At 48.4% G+C, this 25,403-nt stretch carries 26 protein-coding genes and 1 rRNA gene; 1 reads left to right on the top strand and 26 read right to left on the bottom strand.

Features of this window, described 5'->3' with window-relative positions; translation table 11 throughout:
• Positions 1 to 33: 33 nt before the first annotated feature.
• The 16 genes from KNO72_RS14880 to metG form a co-directional block, all read right to left on the bottom strand.
• A complete protein-coding gene (locus KNO72_RS14880; RefSeq protein ID WP_012727726.1) occupies positions 34 to 306 on the bottom strand; it encodes an RNA-binding S4 domain-containing protein in 273 nt (90 codons plus the stop codon).
• Complete coding sequence (gene yabN, locus KNO72_RS14875) at positions 303 to 1,718, bottom strand: bifunctional methyltransferase/pyrophosphohydrolase YabN (protein ID WP_214758716.1); 1,416 nt, start codon at positions 1,716 to 1,718, stop codon at positions 303 to 305. The genes KNO72_RS14880 and yabN overlap by 4 nt, the downstream gene beginning before the upstream one ends.
• A gap of 1 nt (position 1,719) precedes the next feature.
• Positions 1,720 to 3,267 carry a polysaccharide biosynthesis protein gene (locus KNO72_RS14870; RefSeq protein WP_214758714.1) on the bottom strand — a complete coding sequence of 516 codons (1,548 nt, stop codon included), beginning with the start codon at positions 3,265 to 3,267 and terminating at the stop codon, positions 1,720 to 1,722.
• Positions 3,251 to 6,778, bottom strand: coding sequence for a transcription-repair coupling factor (gene mfd, locus KNO72_RS14865; protein WP_053001397.1), 3,528 nt, complete (start codon positions 6,776 to 6,778; stop codon positions 3,251 to 3,253). Before mfd ends, KNO72_RS14870 begins: the two co-directional genes overlap by 17 nt.
• 45 nt (positions 6,779 to 6,823) lie before the next feature.
• Positions 6,824 to 7,381, bottom strand: coding sequence for an aminoacyl-tRNA hydrolase (gene pth, locus KNO72_RS14860; RefSeq protein ID WP_012727730.1), 558 nt, complete (start codon positions 7,379 to 7,381; stop codon positions 6,824 to 6,826).
• Between the two features lie 56 nt (positions 7,382 to 7,437).
• Positions 7,438 to 8,394: a ribose-phosphate diphosphokinase gene (locus KNO72_RS14855; protein ID WP_012727731.1), complete on the bottom strand. Its 957-nt coding sequence runs from the start codon at positions 8,392 to 8,394 to the stop codon at positions 7,438 to 7,440.
• 45 nt (positions 8,395 to 8,439) lie between these two features.
• Positions 8,440 to 9,795 carry a bifunctional UDP-N-acetylglucosamine diphosphorylase/glucosamine-1-phosphate N-acetyltransferase GlmU gene (glmU, locus tag KNO72_RS14850; RefSeq protein ID WP_214758712.1) on the bottom strand — a complete coding sequence of 452 codons (1,356 nt, stop codon included), beginning with the start codon at positions 9,793 to 9,795 and terminating at the stop codon, positions 8,440 to 8,442.
• Between the two features lie 184 nt (positions 9,796 to 9,979).
• On the bottom strand, positions 9,980 to 10,279 hold the full coding sequence (gene spoVG, locus KNO72_RS14845; protein WP_012727733.1) for a septation regulator SpoVG: 300 nt from the start codon (positions 10,277 to 10,279) through the stop codon (positions 9,980 to 9,982).
• A gap of 140 nt (positions 10,280 to 10,419) precedes the next feature.
• Positions 10,420 to 11,244, bottom strand: coding sequence for a pur operon repressor (gene purR / locus KNO72_RS14840; RefSeq protein WP_012727734.1), 825 nt, complete (start codon positions 11,242 to 11,244; stop codon positions 10,420 to 10,422).
• Between the two features lie 73 nt (positions 11,245 to 11,317).
• Positions 11,318 to 12,181 (bottom strand): 4-(cytidine 5'-diphospho)-2-C-methyl-D-erythritol kinase, encoded by an 864-nt coding sequence (gene ispE, locus KNO72_RS14835; protein WP_168169881.1) that lies wholly within the window; start codon positions 12,179 to 12,181, stop codon positions 11,318 to 11,320.
• Positions 12,182 to 12,281: 100 nt separating this feature from the next.
• Complete coding sequence (locus KNO72_RS14830; protein ID WP_012727736.1) at positions 12,282 to 12,518, bottom strand: Veg family protein; 237 nt, start codon at positions 12,516 to 12,518, stop codon at positions 12,282 to 12,284.
• An 82-nt stretch (positions 12,519 to 12,600) separates the two neighbouring features.
• Positions 12,601 to 13,479: a 16S rRNA (adenine(1518)-N(6)/adenine(1519)-N(6))-dimethyltransferase RsmA gene (gene rsmA / locus KNO72_RS14825; RefSeq protein WP_012727737.1), complete on the bottom strand. Its 879-nt coding sequence runs from the start codon at positions 13,477 to 13,479 to the stop codon at positions 12,601 to 12,603.
• Positions 13,476 to 14,036, bottom strand: a complete 561-nt coding sequence (gene rnmV / locus KNO72_RS14820) for a ribonuclease M5 (protein ID WP_074035294.1) — start codon at positions 14,034 to 14,036, stop codon at positions 13,476 to 13,478. Before rnmV ends, rsmA begins: the two co-directional genes overlap by 4 nt.
• Positions 14,029 to 15,321: a 3D domain-containing protein gene (locus KNO72_RS14815; RefSeq protein ID WP_214758710.1), complete on the bottom strand. Its 1,293-nt coding sequence runs from the start codon at positions 15,319 to 15,321 to the stop codon at positions 14,029 to 14,031. The genes rnmV and KNO72_RS14815 overlap by 8 nt, the downstream gene beginning before the upstream one ends.
• Positions 15,318 to 16,085 carry a TatD family hydrolase gene (locus KNO72_RS14810; RefSeq protein WP_078145933.1) on the bottom strand — a complete coding sequence of 256 codons (768 nt, stop codon included), beginning with the start codon at positions 16,083 to 16,085 and terminating at the stop codon, positions 15,318 to 15,320. The genes KNO72_RS14815 and KNO72_RS14810 overlap by 4 nt, the downstream gene beginning before the upstream one ends.
• A gap of 51 nt (positions 16,086 to 16,136) precedes the next feature.
• On the bottom strand, positions 16,137 to 18,098 hold the full coding sequence (gene metG / locus KNO72_RS14805) for a methionine--tRNA ligase (protein WP_214686166.1): 1,962 nt from the start codon (positions 18,096 to 18,098) through the stop codon (positions 16,137 to 16,139).
• Positions 18,099 to 18,429: 331 nt separating this feature from the next.
• Here metG and KNO72_RS14800 point away from each other — a divergent pair, with 331 nt between their 5' ends.
• Positions 18,430 to 18,723 (top strand): transition state genes transcriptional regulator AbrB, encoded by a 294-nt coding sequence (locus tag KNO72_RS14800; protein WP_012727742.1) that lies wholly within the window; start codon positions 18,430 to 18,432, stop codon positions 18,721 to 18,723.
• Between the two features lie 16 nt (positions 18,724 to 18,739).
• Here KNO72_RS14800 and rsmI read toward each other — a convergent pair whose 3' ends face one another.
• From rsmI to rrf, 10 genes are all read right to left on the bottom strand, one after another.
• Positions 18,740 to 19,609: a 16S rRNA (cytidine(1402)-2'-O)-methyltransferase gene (rsmI, locus tag KNO72_RS14795; RefSeq protein WP_078145935.1), complete on the bottom strand. Its 870-nt coding sequence runs from the start codon at positions 19,607 to 19,609 to the stop codon at positions 18,740 to 18,742.
• Complete coding sequence (locus KNO72_RS14790; protein ID WP_012727744.1) at positions 19,581 to 19,859, bottom strand: GIY-YIG nuclease family protein; 279 nt, start codon at positions 19,857 to 19,859, stop codon at positions 19,581 to 19,583. The genes rsmI and KNO72_RS14790 overlap by 29 nt, the downstream gene beginning before the upstream one ends.
• Positions 19,852 to 20,589, bottom strand: coding sequence for a tRNA1(Val) (adenine(37)-N6)-methyltransferase (locus KNO72_RS14785; protein WP_214686170.1), 738 nt, complete (start codon positions 20,587 to 20,589; stop codon positions 19,852 to 19,854). Before KNO72_RS14785 ends, KNO72_RS14790 begins: the two co-directional genes overlap by 8 nt.
• A gap of 60 nt (positions 20,590 to 20,649) precedes the next feature.
• Complete coding sequence (yabA, locus tag KNO72_RS14780; protein ID WP_012727746.1) at positions 20,650 to 20,985, bottom strand: DNA replication initiation control protein YabA; 336 nt, start codon at positions 20,983 to 20,985, stop codon at positions 20,650 to 20,652.
• Positions 20,986 to 21,008: 23 nt separating this feature from the next.
• Positions 21,009 to 21,839, bottom strand: a complete 831-nt coding sequence (locus KNO72_RS14775; protein WP_074035285.1) for a PSP1 domain-containing protein — start codon at positions 21,837 to 21,839, stop codon at positions 21,009 to 21,011.
• Between the two features lie 6 nt (positions 21,840 to 21,845).
• Entirely contained in the window at positions 21,846 to 22,838 is a 993-nt protein-coding gene (locus tag KNO72_RS14770; protein WP_012727748.1) for a DNA polymerase III subunit delta', read from the bottom strand.
• Positions 22,839 to 22,852: 14 nt separating this feature from the next.
• Positions 22,853 to 23,182, bottom strand: a complete 330-nt coding sequence (locus KNO72_RS14765; protein ID WP_031421800.1) for a cyclic-di-AMP receptor — start codon at positions 23,180 to 23,182, stop codon at positions 22,853 to 22,855.
• On the bottom strand, positions 23,182 to 23,820 hold the full coding sequence (gene tmk / locus KNO72_RS14760) for a dTMP kinase (RefSeq protein ID WP_159563180.1): 639 nt from the start codon (positions 23,818 to 23,820) through the stop codon (positions 23,182 to 23,184). Before tmk ends, KNO72_RS14765 begins: the two co-directional genes overlap by 1 nt.
• A gap of 3 nt (positions 23,821 to 23,823) precedes the next feature.
• A complete protein-coding gene (locus KNO72_RS14755; RefSeq protein WP_214758708.1) occupies positions 23,824 to 25,242 on the bottom strand; it encodes an aminotransferase class I/II-fold pyridoxal phosphate-dependent enzyme in 1,419 nt (472 codons plus the stop codon).
• A gap of 72 nt (positions 25,243 to 25,314) precedes the next feature.
• Positions 25,315 to 25,403, bottom strand: a 5S ribosomal RNA gene (rrf, locus tag KNO72_RS14750); the annotation flags it as partial.

Raw genomic sequence — 25,403 nt, 5'->3', positions numbered from 1 at the left:
CCCCTCCTCTTAATACATTAAGTATACTTTTTTTTATGAGTTGATACTACCGTCCATCTTCTCTTCTTTAAGTAAACGATACATTTCTTTCGCATCTTCTTTACGTGCATGTTCTGCGATTGAATCGATGACGACCGTGACGAGTTTATTTCCGAAGCGAATTTGTAACTCATCTCCGACTTTGACTTCTGTGCTCGCCTTCGCGACTTGCCCATTCAGTTGAATTCGTCCTTGGTCCGCCACTTCTTTTGCCAAAGTGCGACGCTTGATTAGACGTGACACTTTTAAAAACTTATCTAGTCTCATAAACCTTTCTCCTTTGCCTCGTTCCAAAGCGCATCCATCTGTTCGAGTGTCATCTGGTGAAGGTCACCGTTCGCTTCCACATACTCGAATCGACGTTTGAACTTTCGGTTCGTCTGTTCTAATGCTTGCTCGGCATTCAGCCCAACGTATCGCGCAATGTTCACGATGGAGAACAATACGTCTCCAAGTTCCGATTCATCACTTAGGTCTTCATGCCATTCTTTTAACTCTTCTTCCAGTTTTTCGAAGGCACCGGATACGTCATCCCACTCAAATCCGACGTGAGCCGCTTTCTTTTGAAGTTGCTCCGCTCGCATCAATGAAGGTTGGTCGACGAGAACACCATCGAGTTGCGATTGTTTCTTTTCCCCTTTTTCCGTCTGTTTAATCGCATTCCAGTTTTTCACCACGTCAGAGGCATCTTCGACGGTGACATCGCCAAAGACGTGTGGATGGCGGCGCACCATCTTCTCACTGATGGAACCGATTACGTCACGAATATCGAAATAGCCCTCATCTTCTCCGATTTGAGCATGCAACATCACTTGGAGCAAGACGTCACCGAGTTCTTCGATGATGGCATCATCGTCTTCTGCATTGATCGCTTCAATCAACTCATACGCCTCTTCTAATAGATACTTGCGAAGTGACGCATGCGTCTGTTTACGATCCCACGGGCACCCGTCTGGTCCTCGAAGCGTTGCGATGATTTGTTTGAGTGTCGCAAAATCCTTCGCCAAATACGATTCATCCTCGAGCGGCGGAACGTAGAGCGTCGTCAAGTTATTCACTTCCGCCATCCGGTCCATTTCGAATAACGGAATGTGCTCAATCCGTTCTTGCGTCGTACCGGCAGCCGTCACAAGGGTGACGGGATGGTCGTCCGGATACCGTTCCATCAATTGCACTTTGACGTCACCCGCCACGAATCCATCGTACACTTGCCCGATAAGCACATGTTGGGTCACCTGCAAACGTTCAAGGTCGAGTGCGGTCGCATCGAGCAGTTGAAATCCATTGATTGGGTCGATCCGGAGCGCCTGGAACATGGCATCGAGGAAACTTTGACCACCGAGTACATGAAGGTCGGCACCGCGTTCCACCAATAGTTCGACGGTCCGTTCCGCTACGAACGGATGGCCCGGTACGGCGTATGTGATCGCCATTTCTTCACTTTTACTCAATAACGTCTCGACAATCTGGTCGTATACTTCTTCAAACGTATCACTCGATTCATAGACCGAATCAAATGATTCGAACACGAGTCCTTCCGCTTCTAACTCTTGAACGACAGGATGTTCTTTTGTGCGCAACCAGACGAGCGGTTGTTTTTTTAAATGGCGGTACACACCGAGCGGCAATTGATTTAACTCACCGGACCCGAGTCCGACCACCGTGATTGTATAACCCATATTAGTTCTCCTTTTTCTCGAGCACGTCGAGCAGACGACTTCCGAACGGAATCAGTTCCCATTCCGCAAGTGACAGCATTCGCGTACTCCATAATCTCCATATATAGAGGACGGCACCGCTACACACCATTCCGATTAACCAACCGAACGCAGTGATTCGCGAGTCGACCCACATCTGACCTAGCCAGTTTAACACGACAATGAGGATCAGCATGGGTACGAGGGCTTTCCATAGCGACTTATAGTGTTTCGATCGAAATGATCCGAGCGGAATCGAGCGGTCAAGCGCCCGGAAATTATAGAACGCCATCGATAAAAATCCAATCGACGTCCCGATTGCCGCGCCTTCGATTCCGTAACTCGGGACAAGCCATGCGTTTACCGCACTTTTCACTAACATTGCGACAACCATGCTGCGTGCCGCGACCCACTCTCGGTCAATCGCCTGCAAACATGTCATGCTCGCAATCGCCAAGGAGGCAGCGAACGTGCTCGTTGCTAAGAAGACAAGGGCTCGTGTCCCAGATTCATCTTCAAACAGGGCCACATTTAAGAAAAACATGACACCCATCAATCCGATAGTCGCTGCACCAGCAATCGCCGTCGTCACACGAATCATCGACCGGAGTCCCTGCGTCGTCTTTTGGAGATGCCCTGCCCGATAGTGACGGACGAGCGTCGGCACGTTGGCCATCCCGATGGTCGTGGTGAACAAAATGGCGAATTGCACGAGCGGATATCCTCGATCGAATACTCCTTTGCTCACCTTCGCCTCATATGTGCCACCCATCAAATTGACGATGGTGAAGGAGTCGACCAGTTGCATCCATAAAATCCCGAGTGATGCGAATCCGACCGCGAAACCCGTCGTCAACAAGAGTTTCATTCCTCTCCGAAACGTGACGCGGCGCACCCTCACAATCCGCACTCCTCGTGCGCGATAAACTAAAAAGGCAATCGCTACAAGCCCACCGATGAGCGTCGCACCATACGCATATTGACTGAGCGTATATGCATCTTTTCCGAGACGGACCCCAATCCATAATAGGGACAGCATGACCGTCACGCGGACAAAGTTCTCGAGCACTTGCGACCATGCGCTCGGTCGTAAGTCATCTCTCGATTGAAAAGCCCCGCGCAACACGGCTGACGCCGGCATGAGTAAATAACTCAAACTGATCACGCGAAGTGCAGGAGCTAGCTGCTCATCTCCAAGCCATTTCGCTAGGGTCGGGGCAAACAGCCATACCGTGACGACAAGCATGGACGAGAGTAGAAGTAAGGCGTAAAAGCTTCCCCATAAGACTTCTAACTTACGATTCGTCCCTTTCGCACCGACGCCGATTTTCGCAATGACGACCGGCATCGCATAAATGCCGAGTGACGCCACGATGGCCGCGAACGGATAGACGGTTTGATAGGCATAAAGTCCGAAGTCCCCCGCCAAGTTTTGATAGGGGACACGATAGGCGAAGCTGATCAGTTTCGATACGTAGCCGGCAAGGGCGAACAGAACGACGCCTTGCGCAAACTTACTTGGCGACCGCATCGCCCACCAACCGCTTCATCAGTTCTTCTAATACAGTATCGGCATCATTCAAGAGCTCTGTTAGCGGCATCCGACCGCTGAGTGACAGTTTCAAGGCGCCGTCTTCTTGCCCTACGCCAAGCTTGCGACCAAGAGGCATCGACCACTCCATGAAGGACGGGACATCCAGAGCCGTCGTCGATTCTTTCGATAAGACAATCTCGATGCGTCCTGGCGTCTGCTTGATTCGACTCACTTTTGCCAGTTCTCCATAAATACGTAGACGTGTCAATTGAATGAGCAGCGCGACCGGTTCTGGGAATTCACCAAACCGTTCAATCAGTTCATCTTGAAGGGCGAACAACGCGCTCGGCGTATCTACATATTTGAAGCGTTTGTACATCTCAATCTTCAATTCGCTATCTGACAAGTAATCATCAGGAATATACGCATCGGCCTGGAACGTGATCTCCGGTTTGAAGACGACTTGTTTCGCTTGTCCACGCATGCGGTCTTTCCGTTCCTCAATGGCTTCAGAGAGCATTTGTGAGTACAGATCGAAACCGACCGAATCGATGAATCCAGACTGTTGTGCACCGAGTAAGTTCCCGGCCCCACGAATCGACAAGTCGCGCATCGCAATCTTAAAACCACTGCCGAGCTCTGTGAACTCTTTGATGGCCTGAAGACGACTTTCTGCCACTTCCGTCAAGCGCTTGTCTTTCCGATACGTAAAGTACGCATAGGCGATGCGATTCGAACGTCCGACACGACCTCGGAGTTGGTAGAGCTGGGACAGTCCCATTTTGTCGGCATCGTGGACGATGAGGGTGTTGACGTTTGGAATGTCGATTCCCGTCTCGATGATTGTCGTTGAGACTAAAATATCCGCCTCGCCCTCTAGGAAGCTGATCAATTGGCTCTCGAGCTCACTTTCAGTCATACGTCCATGGGCCGTAGCAATTCGTGCATCGGGCAATAAGGCCCGAATCTCTTCCGCTTTTCGTTCGATCCCTTCGACGCGGTTATAGAGGAAGAACGCCTGTCCTCCGCGAGCGAGTTCACGTTCGAGCGCTTCACGCAAGACGATGCCGTCGTATTCCATGACGTATGTTTGGACAGGATAACGATTCTCTGGCGGTGTCTCTAATACGGACAAATCACGGATTCCGATCATCGACATATGCAATGTCCGTGGAATCGGAGTCGCCGTCAGCGTCAGGACATCGATGTTCGTCTTCAGCTGCTTCAGACGCTCTTTATGTTTGACGCCGAACCGTTGTTCTTCATCGATGATGACGAGACCGAGGTTGGCGAACGTCACGTCTTTTGACAACACGCGGTGTGTCCCGACGACGATGTCGATGGTACCTTCTTTCAACCCTTTCTTCGTCGCGGTCATCTCGCTCTTCGAACGGAAACGACTCATGACCGATACGTTGATCGGGAATTCGCTGAACCGCTCGAGCATCGTTTCATAATGCTGTTGGGCGAGGACGGTCGTCGGGACAAGAAAGGCCACTTGTTTACCGGCGAGTACGGCTTTGAACGCCGCCCGAATTGCCACTTCCGTTTTCCCGTATCCGACATCTCCACACAAAAGGCGATCCATCGGACGGGAGCGTTCCATATCCGCCTTGATTTCTGCAATCGAACGGACCTGGTCTTCTGTCTCGGCGTACGGGAAAGAGGATTCGAACTGACCCATTTCTTCATCGTCCGGAGGGAACGCGAAACCGACCGAGGCCTCTCGTGCCGCGTACAATTTAATGAGCTCATCAGCAATGTCTTCAACCGATTTGGCAACTTTCGATTTTACTTTCTTCCACTCGGTGCCGCCGAGTTTATAAATCTTTGGCTCTTTTCCTTCGGCACCGACATATTTTTGGACGAGATCGATTTGATCGACCGGCACGTAGAGGGCGTCGTCCCCTGCATAGACGAGGTGCAGGTAATCCTGATGAATCCCACCGACCTCGATTGTTTTAATGCCAAGGTACTTCCCGATTCCGTGGTGCACATGGACGACATAATCATTCGGCTTCAGCTCTTGGTAACTCTTGATTCGTTCGGCATTCGTCAAATTCTTCGTCTGACGTTTTCGTTTCGTCACACGCTTGAATAACTCTTCTTCCGATACGACAACGAGACGGCTCGTCGACAGTTCGAATCCACCTTCGATTTGACCGATGATGACCGAGACACGTCTCGGTTCTAACTCTCCATCGACATTGGTGAAAGTCGAGGCGATTCCATAGTCGGAAAGAAGCGCTTCGATTTTATCTGCACGCGACTTATCTCCCGCAAGTACGACGATGCGTTGATCACCTTGCTGCCATCGCTCGACTTCCTGTTTCAATAGATGCATCTGACCATGGAACGCCGGTAGCGGACGACAGCTCAAATGGACCGTATCGCTCTCCGGAATACCTGAACGACGAGACGGAAGCAAGGAGAACGCCACTTGCTTCAAGTCGCGGAAGACTTTATGCATCGGGACGGCGAGCGTGTAATTACTGACGGCTTCTCCTTTTTCGATGAGTGAAGAGAACCATTCCGCCTCTTCGCGGTCCTGTACGTCGGCAGCGTCATCGATTCGTGCCACCTCATCTAAAATGAGGACGGCGTCTTTCCCAACGTAGTCAAGGAGCGTGGACGTATAGAGCAATGGCGAATACTTCCCAACTTTCTCCGGGAGGTCTCCACGCTCAAGCCGCTCGATGTCTGTCACGACTCCCTCTTCAAGGGCTTGACGGATGACTTCATTTCCAATCAATTCGACGGTTCGGTCGTACTGTTTCCGAAGCGCACCGCCCGCCTGCTTCAGCTGATTCTCCGTTGCGATGAACTCGGTCGCAGGCGTAATGCACACTTCCCCCACTACACCAAGCGAGCGTTGCGTTTCCGCGTCAAACGTGAAAATGGAGTCAATCTCGGTGTCGAACAAATCGATTCGATATGGGCGCGCTTCCGTAAGAGGATAAACGTCTAGAATACTCCCTCGTACGGAAAATTCACCAGGTGTGGTCACCGTTGCCGTTCGTTCGTAGCCCATGCCCGTCAATTGTTTCGCAAAATCCGCTAAATCGAGGTCACTTCCCGGCTTCAACATAACGCGACTATCTTGCCACGCTTCCGGACTCGGTACATAGCGTCGTAATCCACCAAGCGGCACGACAACAACGCCTCCTGTTTGGTCGAGGAGACGAGTACGGGCATCGATTCGGGCAGCTAGCAGTTCCGGACTAGACGTCAGTGACAGTTCACCTGCTAGCGTCTCATCGATTGGATATAAGAGCGTTTTGTCCGGACCGATGAGTGATTCAAGTTGATCGAACATCTTTTGGGCTTGATACATGTTATGCGTCACGACGACGAGACGTCTCGATGACGATTTCACGAGTCCCGCCAAGACGAGGGCTTTCGCGCTTGTCGTCAATCCCGTCACCAATTGACGGTCCACTTTTTGGAGTCGCTCTCGAATCACATTCGTTTCAGGGAGCGCCACCATAAATCTCTCTAAAGCATTCATTTGTTTTCCTCCAACTCATACGACAAAAAAGGGTGCAATGACCCTTTAGTTGTATCGATTCATCAGCGCCAGCCAATCTGTGTCCACAAAATCAGTGGCTGCAGTTACGGCGTTATCGAGTGTTTCATTTAATTCCGGCAACTCGTCTTTGCGATAGTTCATCAACACCCAGTCGACGACTTTAATCGGGTGCGGGGGACGACCGATTCCGAGCTTTAATCGTTTGAATTCAGCCGTTCCTAAGTGTTGAATGAGAGATTTGATCCCATTATGACCACCCGCGCTCCCTTTCGGACGGAAACGAAGCTTGCCGGGCACCATATCCAAATCGTCATAAATGACTAATAAATCATCAATCTCAATCTTATAATAATCTAAAATGGGACGAACGGCTTCACCCGACAAGTTCATATACGTGAGTGGTTTGACGAGTACTACGCGTTCACCATTGATTCTTCCCGTTCCCATAAGGGCATTAAACTTCGCTTCATTCAGCGAGATGCCATGCTTTTCGGCGAGACGGTCAATCGCTAAAAACCCGACATTGTGTCGCGTCATCTCAAACTTTTTCCCGGGATTCCCAAGACCGACGATGCATTTCATATCATTTCCTCCTGAACAAAAAAGCCCAAAGGCGAATGCCTCCGGGCCTCGTTTTTTTAATCGAATAGGGTACTGACCGATTTATGCTCGTGTACGCGCATAATCGCTTCCCCAAGCAAATGGGCGACCGACATTTGCTTGATCTTGCTCGAGCAAGGGCGCCCCGTCAAATCGATGGTATTTAAGACGACCAACTCTTTGATTGATGAATTGTCGATCCGCTCCATCGCTGGACCAGAAAGAACTGGGTGTGTACAAGACGCATACACTTCTTTCGCACCCGCTTCGACGATAGCATCAGCCGCAAGTGTGATCGTTCCAGCTGTATCAATGATGTCGTCAATCAAAATCGCCGTTTTCCCTTCGACGCTACCGACGATGTTCATGACTTCGGCGACGTTCGCTTTCGGACGACGCTTGTCAATGATGGCAATCGGCGCTTTCAAACGTTCTGCCAATTTACGTGCACGTGTCACGCCACCGTGGTCTGGAGAAACGACCACGATATCTTTCGCTTGAAACTCTTCTGTTTCAAAGTAAGTCGAGATGAGCGGTACACCAAGTAATTGGTCAACCGGAATATTGAAGAATCCTTGAATTTGCGCTGCATGCAAATCCATCGTGATGACGCGTGTCGCACCCGCTACTGTAAGAAGGTCAGCGACAAGTTTCGCCGTGATCGGTTCACGCGAGCGTGCTTTACGGTCTTGACGTGCGTATCCATAATACGGCATCACGATGTTGATCGTACGGACAGAAGCACGTTTGAGTGCATCGATCATGACAAGTAATTCCATGAGCGTTTCGTTTACAGGTGAGCTTGTTGATTGGATGACATACACATCATCTCCACGAACACTTTCCTCGATGTTGATATAGAGTTCACCGTCGCTGAAACGTTTGACTTGGCAATCGCTGAGCGGAACACCAATTTCTTTCGCGATTTCTTCAGCAAGCGGGCGGTTCGAGTTTAAGCTAAATAGACGAATTTCTCGTTCGTATACAGTAGACATGTTTAGGATTCTCCTCCATCGTTTTCCATAATGATTGGCAGCAAGTTATCGTTTTGTGTAGCCTTCTTTATTCGTTTGGCGTTCGCGTGCAATCGCTAGCGCCTCTTCTGGTACATCACTCGTAATCGTCGATCCAGCAGCGACAATCGCGCCTTTCCCGACTTTTACAGGGGCAATCAAGTTGACGTTACAGCCGACGAACGCATCGTCTTCCACGACTGTCTCGAACTTGTTCTTGCCGTCATAGTTCACTGTGATCGAGCCACAACCTAAGTTGACGCGCTCACCGATTGACGCATCCCCGATATAGCTCAAGTGTGACGCTTTCGCACCGTCGCCGAACGTCGATTTTTTAATCTCTACAAAGTTGCCGACGCGCGTGTTCGCACCGAGGACAGCTTGTTGACGTAAGTGAGCGAACGGTCCGACTTGAGACGCCTCACCGATTCGGCTATCTGTCACGACAGACTGGCGTACGACAGCATGATCTTCAATCACACTGTTGCGGATGTCCGAGTTTGGTCCGATGACACATTCTGAGCCAATCGTCGTCTTGCCAAGAATGACCGTTCCCGGATAAATGACCGTATCCGATCCAATGACCACGTCTGGTGAAATGTACGTCGATGTCGGGTCCATGAAGGTAACCCCTTCACGCATGAGACGCTCATTTGTCCGCTTGCGCATGATGGCTTCCGCTTGCGACAAGGCGACGCGGTCATTGACCCCGATCGTCTCATCAAACGTCGGTGCTGTATGCGCCGCAACCACTTCGCCCGCTTCTTTTGCGATTGAAATGACGTCAGGTAAGTAATATTCGCCCTGTGCATTGTTGTTCCCGACTTGTTTGAGTGCATCGAACAACAATTCGTTATCGAATACGTACGTCCCTGTGTTGATTTCATTGATGGCGAGCTCTGCCTCTGAAGCATCTTTATGTTCCACGACTTTCGTCACATTCCCATCTTCACCACGAACGACTCGACCATATCCGGTCGCATCGTCAGCAATCGCAGTCAACACCGTGACTTTTGCTTGTTGCGCTTCGTGATGCGCGAGAAGGGCTTCTAACGTCTCTGCCGTGAGTAACGGTGTATCTCCACAGACGACAAGCGTCGCCCCTGATTTACCCGCAAGCTCTGCTTCAGCCATCTGAACAGCGTGCCCTGTTCCAAGCTGTTCTTCCTGGACCGCATACTCTACCCGTGTGCCGAGCGTGTCTTGTACCGCTTCCGCCCCATGGCCAACGATTACGATTTGACGACTGACACCGATTTGGTCTAACTGATCGACAACATGCTCGACCATTGGTTTCCCTAGAACTGGATGAAGTACTTTATATAACTTCGACTTCATTCGCGTCCCTTTTCCTGCTGCCAAAATGACTGCAAAACGCTCCATGCTTGATTCGCTCCTATCTCACAACAGCTGTGATTGGTCTGTATAGTTCGGCTTTTTTGCAACTAAATCCTATTTACACCGTTTCTACTATATCGAAACCATGCCTTCGTTTCAATAGTTGTACCGTTCCTTAACCATTGAAACGCAAAAAAACAGCGGCAGGCAACCTAACCGCTGTTTTCTGTCATTCATGTGTACCGTATGACACATGTTGTGGGTCAAGGATTTCCACATCCATATTGGAATAGGTTTCCAATACAGCCGCTTCGACCTTTTGTCGCATCTCCCCGTTAATCGGATGCGCAATATCCCGAAAAATCCCTTCTGGTGTCCGTTTGCTCGGCATGGCGACAAATAGACCGCTACTTCCTTCGATGATTCGAAGGTCATGTACAACGAATTCATGGTCAAGTGTGATTGAGGCCAACGCTTTCATTCTGCCTTCTGTCGCGACTTTGCGAATTTTTACGTCTGTGATCTGCATGTTTCGCATCCCCTTTTTCATCGTTGTCTACGCCATGGTGTGATCTTCTGTAAGGTTCAGTTGGTTTCAAACGAACGTCATGACTTCATATTGATAACTCTATACCCTCTAATCATAAAACGAAATCAAAATTTTGCCAATCACTTTAAGAATTGTTCCACATTCCCCCGCGAAATGGTGACAAGCCCTTCATCAGGATCGACATTCGTTAACTTCATCAAGCTGACGTATTCACTCACCATCTTCTTCTCGGCTCCTTCGGCCTCCATCAAGACACCGACGCCCGCAAGGTTAGCCTCGAATTCATTCAAGAGACTCATCATCCCACGAATCGTTCCGCCGGCCTTCATAAAGTCGTCAATTAGGAGCACATTCGCACCACGTGGCAGACTGCGACGTGCGAGCGCCATCGTACGGATCGCTTTCGATGAACCCGATACATAATTGATACTGACGGTCGAGCCTTCTGTGACACGGCTATCCGAACGAACGATGACAAACGGAACACCTAACTGCTCAGCGACCGCATAGGCAAGTGGAATCCCTTTCGTCGCAATCGTCATGACCACATCGACTTTACGGTCGGCGAAGACGGACGCAAAGACCTGCCCCATCGGTTTCACCTGACTTGGATTACCTAGTACATCCGTGAGGTAGAGATAGCCTCCTGGTAAGAGACGCTCCGGTTTTGATAGTTGCTCACAGAGCGTGTCAATCATCTCCAGCGACTTTTCCTTACTCCATCCCGGGATGAACATGACACCACCGGCTGCACCAGGGACAGTCACCAGTTTTCCAATCCCATCATGGGACAACATTTCACTGACAATGACAAGGTCTTCACTAATCGACGACTTTGCAGCTTTATAGCGACTTGAAAACATCGACAACGAGACAAGCTGATGCGGATGATCAAGTAAATAACGGGTCATATCGACGAGACGACCACTTCTACGAATTTTCATACGGATTCTCCTTCACATCTTCAATAATAAACGAATGTTCTATTGAGAATATATCACTTTCATTCGTTTTTGTTCAATGTCTTTTGCCGAGAATCCGAACGACGAACACTTCTGGGCAAAATCCTTTCAATCCATTATAGATTCGATGCGCTTTTTGCTCGTGTTCAATCAGCGCAAACACGGTCGGTCCGCTTCCACTCATGAGAACACCTTCCGCTCCGCAATGACGCATCGTTTCTTTGATTTGTTTCACTTCCGGGTGCAGCTTAAGTGTCACACTCTCAAGTGAGTTCCCAAGGTGTTCACAGATTCCATGAAAATCTTTTTGACGAATCGCCTCCACCATGGCATCGGTATCAGGATGATATACCTCTTCCATACGCACTGCCCGATACACATCTGCCGTCGATACCCCAATTTTCGGTTTACCGAGAACGACATAGCACGGTGGCGGGGACGGAATCATTTCTAACTGTTCACCACGACCTCTTGCAATGGCTGTGCCACCGATGACACAAAACGACACGTCCGATCCGATCTCGGCACCGAGCTCTGCTAGCTCCTCTAATGACAAGTTCAATGAAAACAGTTCGTTCATCCCACGGAGCGTTGCCGCCGCATCACTCGAGCCACCTGCAAGGCCAGCTGCCACGGGAATCTGTTTATCGAGCACAATCTCGACCCCTTGCTGAATGTTAAAACGCTCGCGCAACAATTCTGCTGCTCGATACGCCAAATTCCGATGATCATTCGGCACATAGGCGTGTTCTGATTGAATCCGAATCTCATCCGACTCTAAAACTGTCAACTCCAAGCGATCTGCCAAGTCGACTGTCGTCATTACCATTTCTACTTCATGATAGCCGTCCGGACGCTTTCCAAGGACATCAAGTGTCAAATTAATTTTTGCCGGCGCTTTCACACTGATCGTGCGCATCACGTTCACCCTTCCCATTTGTCTCCTGTTCGCCATTGTACCGTAAACGGGCGCACAAAAAAAGAAGCAGCTGCCAATGCATCCGCCCCTCATTTATAAATCAATTACCGAATTCAATTTTAACTGTATCCGTTAGGACATCAGCGTAGCTATACGAGACACGTTCCACATTATGCAGGTCTTCATCCAATTTCACAACGAACACCGCAGGATATGTCTCAACGAGCGTTCCAAACCGAGTAACAACTTTCTTACGACCGCCGTTTGCTTTCAACGTCAATCGTTCACCAACATGCGATTCGAGTTTTTGTCTGATTTCTTGTAACGTCTTTGGCATACGCTTCACCTCACTGTTACAAGTATAGCATAATTGAATATGAAAATAAAGATTAATATTATAACGACTCGTTTTCAGGTCGTCAACTATTTTTAAGTGGTAAAATTGTGTCAGACAAACGTGCGAATTCTTCTAGGCTTAACGTCTCTCCACGACGTTTCGGATCGATTCCAGCCTCGTGAAGCGAACGTTCGAGTTCGACCTTATGTTCTTTCCCGATATAGTTTGTCAAATTGTTCAGGATGGTTTTACGGCGCTGAGCGAAGCTTGCTCGGGCCACATCAAAGAAAAATGCTTCGTCTTTCACTTGTACGGCCGGTTCTTTACGCATTCGTAGTGTAATGACGGCCGAATCGACGTTCGGTGCTGGGATGAACACGTTTTTCGGGACGATGAAACTGACTTCCGCCTCCGCATAATACTGAATCGCAATCGATAGCGAGCCGTATGCTTTCGTGCCAGGTTTTGCTCCAATCCGTTCTGCCACTTCTTTTTGAATCATCATGACGAGCGAACGGAACTTAACACCGCTCTCAAGCAATCGCATAATGATCGGTGTCGTGACATAGTAAGGTAAGTTGGCGACAACCGAAATATCTTCAATACCTTCGTTTAAAAATTCTTGCTCCACGATCTCCCGTAAGTCCAGTTCCAATGCATCCCCATGGATGACTTTCACATGCGGATAAGGCGACATCGTATCATCTAAAATCGGCAAAAGACGTTGGTCGATTTCAAGCGCAACGACCTTTTTGGCACGCTTGGCCGATTGTTCGGTCAATGAGCCGATTCCGGGACCGATTTCAAGGACACCACTCACTTCACTCAGTTCTGCTGCTCCGACAATTTTACTCAAGATGTTCAAATCGATTAAAAAGTTTTGACCGAGCGATTTTTTGAATGAAAACCCATGTCGCTCTAAAATCGCTTTCGTTCGTTGGATTGTTGCAATGTCTTTCAACCCTGTTCCTCCTCTAATTGAGCAAGTGCCTGCTCCCACTCTTCAATCGTGACGCCGAGCGCCTCGACCCGTTTTACAAATTGTTTGGCATTCGGCTCACCGATTCGAAGCAACACCCCGAGTCGCTTCCGACGCGTCGCGGCCGCTGCTCCACCGATTAAATCCGCCTCCAACACCATTTTCCGTGTGACGATTGGTTGGTCCGTTTCGACACGCGGTTCAAACACTGCTCCTAAGACACGGCGAAGTGACTCCGGACTCGCATGTTCCACACCGATTTTCCCACGCTTGTCCTTCGCCTCGGCCCGAGGCAAATGTGCGTGCTTACATCCTTTGACGCGTTCCTCGACAATCGCCCGAATACGGTCTCCCGGATAATCTGGGTCCGTCAAAATGATGACCCCGCGCTTCTCCTGGGCACGACGGATTCGTTCAATCGTCTGATCGGATACGGCAGACCCGTTCGTTTCAATCGTATCGACGTCGAACACTTCTTGAAGTCGTGCCGTGTCGTCACGCCCTTCTACGACGATAATTTCTTGTATTTTCTCACGCATTGTCTGATCCTTCTTTCTCTTCTTCCTGCTTCGGAATCACCCAGATGGTGAGCGGTTTGCGACCGAACATCACGGCCTCTTCCTTTTCATCCATCATGATATCGATTTTTTGCCCTTTGATCGCACTTCCTGTATCCAAGGCAATCGCCATACCGATCCCCTCGACATACACGCGGGTCCCGAGTGGAATGATGGCAGGGTCGACGGCGATGATGCGCATGCCTTCATACAAAATCGTGTCGGTCACATCATATCCGCTTCTTGTCAGCACGCGTCCGTCATACGTCACCGTGTCTTCCGGATTGTTCGTATAAGCGGTCGCTTCCACAAGCAATTGTTTTGCGGATGAAAAATCAAGTACGTCATCTGTTTTCGGCGGTTCGGCAATCTCGACTTCAGCTTCTGGAATGAATGGGCTCGATTCATCCGCGGTCGTCGACTCAGGGTCGGTTACCGGTTCCGTGACTTTCTTCGTTCCCACTTTGATAATCTGCGGCATCGTTTTACGCAATGTCTCGACATCTGTTTTCGTACGATTTGTAATTGTACCATTTTCCACAGTAAGTGCATACCTTGTCCGTTCAAGTCCAGGAACCCCAACCTGCACCATTTGCTTCACACCTTCTTCGAGCGTGTCATCCTCTTCCTCAACCACTTCAAACGGAATCAACTCACTCTCATATTGAACGACATCACGATTCGTATTGACCGTAATCGTCAACCCTTCTCGGATCGGTGTGGAAGGAGCCGGCATGACCGTATCACTTTCCGTCACATCGATGTTCTCTTCCATTAAGAGTTGCTCCACATCCGTAGCCATTGTATAAATGGTCAACGCCTCTTGACCGACAATGAGATTCACGGCCACGACCGGTTGATATCGAATCGTCATCCCATTCGTCACCGGTGTACGGACCGATGGATACACCGTATCTCCGTCCCGTACCGTGACTCCGTATCGTAGTAAGACATCCTCTACGGTCCGCTCGCGCGTCTGCACTGTCTCCGTTTGACCGTAGCCAATCTGGAGCGAAACCTCGTGTGAACGCTCAATCCGAATCAAGCGGTCGTCCGGTACATCCTCACTGAGCGCCGGTGTGACATAATCTGATTCATCTAGTGTGATATTTAACTCTTCAAGCACCTCGAGAACCGAGTCAGCTCGTGTTTCATGCTCGATGACCACACCGTCGTCGACGATTCGAATCGGTTCAGGTTGTAGCATCACATACGCCACAGATGCCGTCGCAATAATACCGATACTCGCTAATACACGCTTGATCATGGGAGTCGGAACAACTTCTTCGCATTGGCTGTCGTGGCTGCAGCGAGCTCATCGTACGGCATATCGCGAAGGGTGGCGATCTCTTCAGCTACGTATTTGACGTATGCTGGTTCGTTACGTTTTCCCCGGAACGGTGTTGGGGTCAAGTACGGGCAATCCGTCTCGACAAGCAGACGATCCAGCGGCACTTCTTGCGCCACCAACTTCGGAACCTTCGCATTTTTGAACGTGACCGGTCCTCCTAACGAAATATAGAAGTTCAAGTCTAAACAACGAGGCAAAAGTTCGACGGACATGCTGTAACTATGGAACACACCGCCGACTTCTTCAGCATGCTCTTCTTCTAAAATATGAAGGACATCTGCCGTTGCTTCTCGGTTATGAATGACAATCGGCATATTCGTCCGTTTGGCAATGGCGATTTGTTGACGGAAGAGGCGTTGTTGCATATCTTTCGGTGATTTGTCCCAATGATAATCGAGTCCGATTTCACCGAGTGCCATGACTTTCGGATGACTCATGAGTGTTTCGATTCGTGCTAAATCCGCATCCGTACAGTCAATCGCATCGACAGGATGCCATCCGACAATGGCATAGATATCTTCGTACGTTTCCGCCAGTTCAATGGCTCGATCGATGGTCGGTGTATCAAATCCGACGACGAGTAACGGAGAAACGCCCGCTTCTCTCGCTCGCACAATTGTCTCCTCCACGTCTTCACTGAACTGTTCCGCATTGATGTGCGTATGTGTATCAATCAACATCTTGTTTCCTCCTTAGAAAAAGAGAGGGAGACCGCGGTCTCCCCCATTCCATTATTTGACGATGGCACCGTTCGGCATCTGGTCTGAGACCGTCGCGAGCTCGAGTTTCCCGTCACGATCCGCCGCTAGAATCATCCCTTGCGAGAGTTCTCCACGGAGCTTGACTGGTTTCAAGTTTGCGACAACGATGACTTTCTTGCCAACCAAATCTTCAGGGGCATACCATTCAGCGATACCAGACACGATTTGACGTGTCTCTTTCCCAAGGTCGACTTGAAGTTTCAACAGTTTCTTCGCTTTTTTAATCTTATCGGCTTCGACGATTTGACCGACACGGAATTCGACTTGGTCGAAGACATCAATCGTGATTTCAGGACGAATGTCTTCGTCAGTTTCTTCTACTGATGCCGTCTCCGTCTCTTCAATCCGTGCTTTAGACGCCTGACGCATCATTTCTTGGATTGCATCGACTTCTTCTTTCACGTCACGACGTGGGAAAATCGGTGTCCCGTCCGTCACGACCGCATTGCTAAAGTCTGCGAATGTACCCAACGCCTCCCATGACATGTCCTCTCCCTCGAGTCCGAGCTGACGGAACATCTCTTTTGGAGCGCGCGTCATGAACGGTTGAATCATGATAGCAACATGACGAAGTACGCCCGCAAGGTGTGTCATGACAGAAGCCAACTCTTCGCGCTTCGACTCTTCTTTCACGAGAACCCATGGTTGCGTCTCGTCGATATATTTATTCGCACGGCTGACGAGTTGCCAAATGTTTGTGAGCGCGACCGAAAACTCCATGTGCTCCATGGCTTCTTCTGTTTTGCGTGTCGTCTCTTTCACCACGTTCAACAATTCTGCATCAAATGCCGTGACATTTCCGTTATATGCCGGAATGTTTCCGTCGAAGTACTTTTTAATCATCGCAATGGTGCGATTCAATAAGTTTCCGAGGTCGTTCGCTAAATCAAAATTCAAGCGGTCAACGAACGCTTCCGGTGTGAACGTGCCATCCGCTCCGAATGGAACTTCACGGAGAAGGTAATAGCGGACCGAGTCGAGGCCGTAACGGTCGATCAATGGGATTGGGTCCACGACGTTCCCTTTCGATTTCGACATCTTCCCATCCTTCATGAGCAACCATCCGTGCGCAAATACTTGCTTCGGTAATGGAAGATCAAGCGCCATTAAGAGGGCTGGCCAAATGATCGTATGGAAACGTACGATTTCTTTCCCTACCAAATGAACGTCTGCTGGCCAGTAACGGTTGAAGAGTTCATCGTTGTCTGTACCGTATCCGAGTGATGAGATATAGTTTGTGAGCGCATCGACCCATACGTACACGACGTGCTTCGGGTTCGATGGGACTTGGACGCCCCAATCAAACGTCGTGCGTGATACAGCCAAATCTTGAAGACCCGGCTTTAAGAAGTTATTGATCATCTCGGTTTTACGAGATTCTGGCAAAATAAAATCAGGATGTGACTCAAAATATTCAATCAAGCGGTCCGCGTATTTGCTGAGACGGAAGAAGTAGCACTCCTCACGAACGAGCTCGACCGGATGTCCGCTGTCAGGACTTTTTCCATCGACGAGCTGCGATTCAGTGTAGTACGTTTCATCCGGTACGGAATACCATCCTTCGTACTCACCGAGGTAGATGTCCCCATTTTTAAGTAATGTCTCAAAAACATGCTCGACCACTTTCTTATGGCGGTCCTCTGTCGTACGGATGTAGTCATCGTACGAAATTTCGAGACGGTCCCATAAGACCTTGATCTCTTCCACGACTTCATCCACGAAAGCTTGTGGCGTCACGCCTGCCTCTTTCGCTTTTTCTTGAATCTTTTGACCGTGCTCATCCGTTCCGGTCAAATAACGGACGTCAAACCCTTTTAAGCGTTTGTAGCGCGCAATCGCATCACCTGCTACCGTGGTATATGCGTGACCGATGTGCAGTTTTGCACTCGGATAATAAATTGGGGTTGTAATATAAAAAGTCGGCTTCGCCATGATTTATTCTCCATCCTTTCGACATATGCAATTTCCATTATACACGGTTCGACAAAAGAATTTCCAAACCTAATTGCTTGGAATTTTTTTGCGTTTTCTTCGTCATAAATATTCCAAAAATACCCTTTCTTTGTTTCAAGTTCAAACTTACGGGGAAATTTAGGTATATATCGTTCTTGATTCGACAAATTTCGAAAATTTACTTTTCCAGATAGTAAGCAGTTGACTACAATTGGAAAGTTTAGTATGCTTTTTGCTGTAGTCACATTGTCGAATTTTGACGATTCATGTCACCACGAGATTTCGACATCATTGGAGGAGGAAACACAAAATGAAATCTACAGGTATTGTACGTAAGGTTGATGAGCTTGGTCGTGTCGTTATTCCAATCGAATTGCGTCGTACACTCGGTATTGCAGAGAAAGATGCTCTCGAAATTTACGTCGACAACGATCAAATCGTTTTGAAAAAATATAAGCCAAACATGACTTGCCAAGTTACAGGCGAAGTATCAGATGATAACTTCAAATTGGCAGACGGCAAACTCATCTTGTCACCAGAAGGTGCACAACGTGTTCTCGTTGAGTTGAAGAACATGCTCGAAAATTACTACAGCGAAGAGTAAGCAAGGATTTCCTTGCTTACTCTTTTTTATGCAATTGATGATACGTATCGTATACATCATTCCGAGACTCGCCGCGGTCTTTCGCAGTCTGTTTGATTGCCGCGTTTGGTTTCAGCCCTTCTTCGATATAGTGAACCACGTGCTCGTATGCAGATAGTGTTTCCCACCATGTTGTCGTAGGTGCCGCCTCTGTCGCTCCACTCACTAAGACGACAAACTCACCACGCACTTCACCCTCACACCATGTCAACGCCTCATCCACAGTTCCTCTCAAAAACTCTTCAAACGTTTTTGTCAGTTCACGACCTAATACGATTTGTCGATTCCCGAACACTTGTCGAATCGCTGTCAACATCTCTTTCAAACGATGAGGAGCCTCATAAAAAATGACGGTGCCAGGTTCGTATTGAATCGATTCGAGAATCTCAACCCGATCCTTCTTCTTACGCGGCAAGAAACCGTAATAGAGAAAACGTTCAGTTGCAAGACCGGATGCGACGAGTGCCGTAAGTGCTGCATTCGCACCGGGTAAGACGACAACCGGGATGTTTGCCTCAATGGCTAATCGCACGAGATCGCTTCCCGGGTCTGAAATTCCAGGCATACCTGCATCTGAGACAACGGCAATCGATTTTCCGGACAACAGATCGTCAATCAGTCTTGGTCCACTCACTTCTTTATTATGTTCATGATAGCTAATCAATTTTGTCGCAATGTCAAAGTGTCGGCAAAGCTTCATCGTTTGTCGTGTGTCTTCCGCTGCGATTAAGTCTACTTCCTGAAGGGTCCGTACCGCGCGATACGTCATATCCTCCAAGTTCCCAATTGGGGTCGGCACGACATACAACGTCGGTTGTTCAGTTTGATAGCTCTTCTGTGAATTCATTGGTCGTCCCCTCCATCAACTTCTCTTTTTGTGCTCGGGTCAATTGCTTGATGGACCATTCGTATCGCATGGCCTCCCGCTTCGTCTCAAACGATTGTACGTACCGAAGTCGTACAGGGAGACGGGCTTTCGTATATTTCGCACCTTTCCCGGCATTATGTGCAAGGAGTCGTTTTTCCACGTCTGTCGTATAGCCCGTGTAGTACGTTCCATCACCGCATTCCAAGATGTACGTATAATGTTTAGGCATCGAGAATAGCTCGCATCGCTTCTGTATACGTATCGTCTTCTTCATAGACAACAAATGGCGGTAAAATTTTAAGACCTGCTTTTCCATCTTTCGATCCCTCGATTAATAAGGTATTCGCCTCGCGTCCCGCTTTCGGGTAAACGAGTTGCATTCGTTTTGGTTCAATTCGATACGCACGCATCAACGTCAGGATATCCAGTAAACGTTCTGGCCGATGCACGAACGCCACTTTCCCTCCCGGTTTGACGAGTTGACTGGCCGTCCTGATGCAATCTTCTAACGTGCACAGCACTTCATGGCGCGCAATCGTATGATGCTCATTTTGATTTCGGAGTGACGTCTCGTTCGCTAAAAAGTAGGGCGGGTTACATGTGACTACGTCATATCGTGCATGCCCGAGCTGCGTCGCTGCCGTTTTCACATCGCCCTCCACCACTCGAATTCGCTCTTCAAGACGATTGACCGCCATGCTTCGATTCGCCATGTCGACCAGTTTCGATTGAATCTCCACACCTGTTATCGTTCCTTTTGTACGATATGACAAAAAGAGCGGGATTGCCCCGGTGCCAGCACACAAATCGACCAGTTGTCCTTTTTGGATAGGCACCCATACAAACTCTGCAAGCAGTACCGCATCTAATGAAAATGAGAACACATCATCACTTTGAATGATTTTACCTGGACGTCCGAGCAAATCATCAAGGCGTTCTCCATCCTTAACCGTTACCATCGTTTCCTCCTTCTATAAAAGAAAGGCGACGGATAGGGAACCCCTATCTATCGCCCCGTATTAATGTTTATTGAGCATCGACAAACAGAAGAGACAGTCCCCATCTTTTCGTACCTGTCCGTAATGGAGGTTACAAATGTGGAATCCTTCTTGATACAGCGCAGCCAAATTGTTCTGCCCTTTCCCAGACAATGCGATTTGTGAATCACCATTTGTCGTATCAACTTCTGCCAATTGTTCGACTTTTTCGCGTAAGTGATGATTCTCTAGATACATATGCTGGTTCTCTTCAAGCAAATAAGCGAGCTGCTCTTTTAACACGCCTAAATGTTCGGTGAGGAGCTGCATCTGTTGCTCGATCGCATCCACCCGCATCATCACTTCTTTTTTGTCCATTCTTTCCACTGCTCAGCACCCCATCACTGTTTTGACGGTTTTCGTTTAATCGCACCCACTTCAACGAGTTCATCAATCGTATACGTGACGACACGTGTCCGATCGTGGAGCTCGACTTGAATGAGTTGGTCCAAAATGTTAAGACCGATTACCCGACCATCACCTTCTGGAATTTTGATTCGCTTGCCGACGTCTGGTAAATCACGTTTCAGTTCTTCATATGTGTCATTCTCATATTTCAAACAGCACATCAGACGACCACATACTCCAGAGATCTTATTCGGATTCAACGAGAGATTCTGGTCTTTGGCCATTTTAATCGAGACCGGTTCGAATTCCCCAAGAAATGACGAGCAGCAAAGAACCCGACCACATGGCCCAATCCCGCTAAGGAGTTTCGCTTCATCACGAACACCGATTTGTCGGAGCTCGATTCGTGTCCGAAACACACTAGCTAAGTCTTTTACCAATTCTCGAAAGTCGACGCGACCCTCGGCAGTAAAATAAAAGATCACTTTATTGCGATCAAATGTATACTCAACATCAACTAGCTTCATTTCTAATTGATGTTCTCGAATTTTTTCTTCACAGACGGCGTGAGCATCAACGGCTGCCAGTCGATTATCGCGTACGATATCCGCATCCTTTTGGTCCGCGACACGAAGGATTGTCTTCAACGGCAGGACGACTTCGTCTTCGCCGAGCTGCTTGTTGACTTGGACGATTTCCCCATACTCAATGCCACGTACCGTTTCAACGATGACATGGTCCCCACGTTTAAGCGTTGCATCGCCTGGTGAAAAGTAATAGATTTTTCCCGCTTCTTTAAAACGGACTCCAACTACTTCAAGCACGCGCTTCTATCCTTTCTGCAAATCGAACGAAAGTCGTTCGAATGTTAATTGAGGATTGACGTTTGCCTCAAGTCGCCGAATGGCCGCATGTACACTTTCAATCGCATGTGTAAGCTTGGTGACAGATCGATTTTGGATAAACGCGTTGTACAAGGCAGCCTCATTCTTAAATAGCTTCGGAGCATACGTATCTCGCACTTTTAAATGAAGTGCCTCCTCCAGCCAATGTTCGAATAATTCAAGACCTACTCGCAACTCATTCCGTCCTTTGAAATGCCCTAACCATTTTTCTTGTGCGAACAAGAGCAACTCTTGAGGTCGTTTCGTCAATACTTCAATTAATTGTACCACTAGCCCGTACGCCTGTACAAACCACTCCTGCTCAAGTGCCTCTTTCGCGTCATCCCATTTCGGATAAACGGTCAAGGCAAGGTATGCCAAATCATACGTACAGGACAGTTCTTCTGACATTGTTTGCGCCAACTGAGCTCGGTCGATTGGACGAAAAGCAAGTTGTTGCGCGCGCGAACGAATCGTCGGAAGAAGCAACTGTGGTTGTGTCGTCACTAAAATAGCAAGCTTACCTACACCCGGTTCTTCAAAGAACTTCAATAGACTGTTCGCCGCTTGAGTCGTCATCTTGTGCGCTTGATGAATGACGTACACTTGGCGATCACCTTCAGCACCTCGTAGTGATAAATCACTGAGCAATTGCTGGATTTGTTCTTTTTTAATACTCGCACCGTCCGGCTCCACTTCAATGTAGTCGACGATATTTTTAGAATCCATGCGCCGACAGTTTCGACACACTCCACAAGGCTCTGCACCATCTGGTGATTCACAAAATAAGGCTTTGGCGAACAATGTGGCTGTATCAAGTAAATAAGGCTCATAATCTCCTGAGAAGATATACGCGTGCCCCACTTTATTCGAAACGATTGAATTTTGAATGATGCGAGAAACGACAGTTTGCGACTCGCTCAATTCTTGAAAACGCATATGCCCAACTCCCATTAAAACTGATGGAATCCTTCGATCGGCAAGACGAATACCGTCGCCCCTCCGACTTGTACTTCGACCGGGTAAGGAATATATGAATCCGCATGTCCTCCCATCGGTGAGATCGGCGTAATCATTTGGTCGCGACTCGAGCAGTTCGATTGAATCACATCCATCAAATCATCAAGACGCTCTTGTGGAATCCCCATCATAAACGTTGTATTACCTTCTTTTAAAAATCCACCCGTCGTGGCTAACTTTGTCGCGCGGAAATCTTGCTCGACGAGTGCGTCGGACAAACGTGCGCTATCCTTATCATGTACGATTGCAATTACCATTTTCATCATATTTGTACGCCTCCTTGTTGTAGTCGTTCAATTGTATAATCAAGTACCTCATCCTGAATGCATTCAATCGATTGATCAGCATCAATCCGAACGATTCGTTCTGGATACTGTTTCAGTAACGTTTGGAATCCTGCATAGACACGCTCATGGAATGCTTGATCACGACTCTCGATTCGATCAAGCTGTCCCCGATCTTTCATACGTGCACTTGCCCGTTCCGGGTTTAAATCAAATAAAAAGGTTAGATCGGGTGTGAGACCATTCGTTGCCCATTCATTTAATGAGCGAATCTGATCAAGGTCATACTGCAATCCATATCCTTGATAAGCAATGGATGCATCGATGAACCGGTCGCAGAGGACAATCGCGCCCCGCTCTAACGCTGGACGAATCACTTGTTCCACGTTCTGTGCCCGTGACGCGGCATAGAGCATCATCTCCACGCGTGGGGTCATCTCATGGTGATCCGGCGATAATAACACTTCGCGAATCTGATTCCCGACCGTTGTTCCTCCGGGTTCTCGGGTCACGACAATGTCATATCCTTTTTGCTTTAAGTTTTCTACTAATAATTGAAGCTGTGTGGACTTTCCTGATCCATCAGGTCCTTCAACCGTTATAAACATTCCGTTCACGTTTTAAAACTCCTCTACAATAACGTCAATTTGCTCTATCATAACATGCTTACTAGCTTGAAGCTTCCTCCCTAAAGAAATCCATTCCCGGAGCACCCGGATTTTTTCTTCTGTAATCCGCTCTCCTTTTAGAATCCATGGAATACCTGGTGGATATGGAATCACCGTCTCTGCTGAAATCAATCCGATTGCTTGGTCGAAAAGGACTCGTTGCATTGGAAGAGCTGTTTCAGACGTATAGAGTTCAGACACGCGCTCGGTTTGTGGGAAGGGAAAGATCGTTTCATCGTCTTCAATGATCGGCACATGGGTAGATGCTTTTTTTATTAATTTGATCCAATGCTCGATTTCCTGTTTCTTTATTTCCCTTAATGGCAAGCAGAATAACACATGATCGACTGCCGCTAACTCGATGTCTATGCCGATTGAGGCGAGATGCTGACTAAAGATCAATCCATTCTTTGGATAAGTCAGAATCGTCACTTTCGTAAAGTCATCTCCGACTTTTACAACAAAACCAGCTCGTTTTAATTCAAGAACAAATTGTGCATGGCTTTTTTGGATTGCGGACCATTCCTCATCCGTTAAACGTTCTAGATAAGAACGAGCATAATCCAATGAAGCCATGACGAGATAAGACGGACTCGAAGTCTGAAAAGAAGATAATGCATGCTTCAAGCGCGCTTCATCGATATGATCTTTATAGTGAACCCAAGCCCCCATAGTGAGGGCAGGCAACGTTTTATGAGCGGACTGCACGACTGCGCTCGCGCCTTCGAAGATTGCAGAGCGACGTGGCAACTGTGGATGAATCAAATGAGCGCCGTGTGCCTCATCGACGAGCAATGGAATGTCGAATGATGTCAAATAGTCCGAAATCGTTCGAATGTCTGCCATATCCCCGTAATAGGTCGGAGACGTCAACATGACGGCTTTCCCTCCAGGAAATTCTTGAATGGCCTGTTCGATCGTATCTAATGTCACGACAGTCGGGATGCCTGTGCCACGTTCAATGGTAGGCGTTAGTAAGACTGGCTTTAATCCTAACCACTCGATCGCGTTCCAAATCGATTTATGTGAGTTCCGTTGAACATATACCCGTTCACCACGTTTCACTGTTGCCGCGAGCATACTCCAATTTCCCGCAGTCGATCCGTTGACAAGCCATTTACTTTTACTCTCATACAACTTACCCAATGCACATTCTGCTTGCTCGATGATTCCCGAGGCATCGTGCAAATCATCTAAATGCGCTAGCTCGGTCAAGTCGTAAGGCATGACCTTTACGAATGCATCAGGTAAGCGATCATCCATCACCGTACCGTTATGATGACCTGGTACGTGGAAAGAGACGCGGTGCTCGCGAACATGCTGTTCCAGAACCTCTAAAAATGTAAACGGATTTTCCCGAGCAGGAGCCATCTGTTATTCCTCCTAAACTATAAAAATATGAAAAAAGACGATCAAGCATATGCTTGATCGTCTTCTGCGTTGGCCTGGCAACGTCCTATCCTCACAGGGGGAGATCCCCCAACTACTTTCGGCGCTGAGACGCTTAACTTCCGTGTTCGGCATGGGAACGG

The organism is Exiguobacterium sp. s123 (assembly GCF_018617075.1).
Lineage (GTDB): Bacteria > Bacillota > Bacilli > Exiguobacteriales > Exiguobacteriaceae > Exiguobacterium > Exiguobacterium profundum.
The sequence above is the reverse complement of the archived record's forward strand: the minus strand, read 5'-3'. Positions and strand labels throughout refer to the sequence as shown.

Bases quoted from the DNA above. Each gene is read 5' to 3' on its own strand.
- KNO72_RS14790 (WP_012727744.1), bottom strand. From the start codon at position 19,859: ATGCCTAAACATTATACGTACATCTTGGAATGCGGTGATGGAACGTAC.
- KNO72_RS14765 (WP_031421800.1), bottom strand. From the start codon at position 23,182: ATGAAAATGGTAATTGCAATCGTACATGATAAGGATAGCGCACGTTTG.
- KNO72_RS14830 (WP_012727736.1), bottom strand. From the start codon at position 12,518: ATGCCAAAGACGTTACAAGAAATCAGACAAAAACTCGAATCGCATGTT.
- KNO72_RS14870 (WP_214758714.1), bottom strand. From the start codon at position 3,267: ATGCGGTCGCCAAGTAAGTTTGCGCAAGGCGTCGTTCTGTTCGCCCTT.
- pth (WP_012727730.1), bottom strand. From the start codon at position 7,381: ATGAAATGCATCGTCGGTCTTGGGAATCCCGGGAAAAAGTTTGAGATG.
- KNO72_RS14785 (WP_214686170.1), bottom strand. From the start codon at position 20,589: ATGGTAACGGTTAAGGATGGAGAACGCCTTGATGATTTGCTCGGACGT.
- ispE (WP_168169881.1), bottom strand. From the start codon at position 12,181: ATGCGCACGATCAGTGTGAAAGCGCCGGCAAAAATTAATTTGACACTT.
- KNO72_RS14880 (WP_012727726.1), bottom strand. From the start codon at position 306: ATGAGACTAGATAAGTTTTTAAAAGTGTCACGTCTAATCAAGCGTCGC.
- yabA (WP_012727746.1), bottom strand. From the start codon at position 20,985: ATGGACAAAAAAGAAGTGATGATGCGGGTGGATGCGATCGAGCAACAG.
- KNO72_RS14810 (WP_078145933.1), bottom strand. From the start codon at position 16,085: ATGTTGATTGATACACATACGCACATCAATGCGGAACAGTTCAGTGAA.
- KNO72_RS14755 (WP_214758708.1), bottom strand. From the start codon at position 25,242: ATGGCTCCTGCTCGGGAAAATCCGTTTACATTTTTAGAGGTTCTGGAA.
- metG (WP_214686166.1), bottom strand. From the start codon at position 18,098: ATGGCGAAGCCGACTTTTTATATTACAACCCCAATTTATTATCCGAGT.
- KNO72_RS14770 (WP_012727748.1), bottom strand. From the start codon at position 22,838: ATGCGTTTTCAAGAATTGAGCGAGTCGCAAACTGTCGTTTCTCGCATC.
- rsmI (WP_078145935.1), bottom strand. From the start codon at position 19,609: ATGAATTCACAGAAGAGCTATCAAACTGAACAACCGACGTTGTATGTC.
- rnmV (WP_074035294.1), bottom strand. From the start codon at position 14,036: ATGCGTGAGAAAATACAAGAAATTATCGTCGTAGAAGGGCGTGACGAC.
- glmU (WP_214758712.1), bottom strand. From the start codon at position 9,795: ATGGAGCGTTTTGCAGTCATTTTGGCAGCAGGAAAAGGGACGCGAATG.
- KNO72_RS14800 (WP_012727742.1), top strand. From the start codon at position 18,430: ATGAAATCTACAGGTATTGTACGTAAGGTTGATGAGCTTGGTCGTGTC.
- KNO72_RS14855 (WP_012727731.1), bottom strand. From the start codon at position 8,394: ATGTCTACTGTATACGAACGAGAAATTCGTCTATTTAGCTTAAACTCG.
- spoVG (WP_012727733.1), bottom strand. From the start codon at position 10,279: ATGCAGATCACAGACGTAAAAATTCGCAAAGTCGCGACAGAAGGCAGA.
- purR (WP_012727734.1), bottom strand. From the start codon at position 11,244: ATGAAAATTCGTAGAAGTGGTCGTCTCGTCGATATGACCCGTTATTTA.
- mfd (WP_053001397.1), bottom strand. From the start codon at position 6,778: ATGAATGCTTTAGAGAGATTTATGGTGGCGCTCCCTGAAACGAATGTG.
- KNO72_RS14815 (WP_214758710.1), bottom strand. From the start codon at position 15,321: ATGATCAAGCGTGTATTAGCGAGTATCGGTATTATTGCGACGGCATCT.
- yabN (WP_214758716.1), bottom strand. From the start codon at position 1,718: ATGGGTTATACAATCACGGTGGTCGGACTCGGGTCCGGTGAGTTAAAT.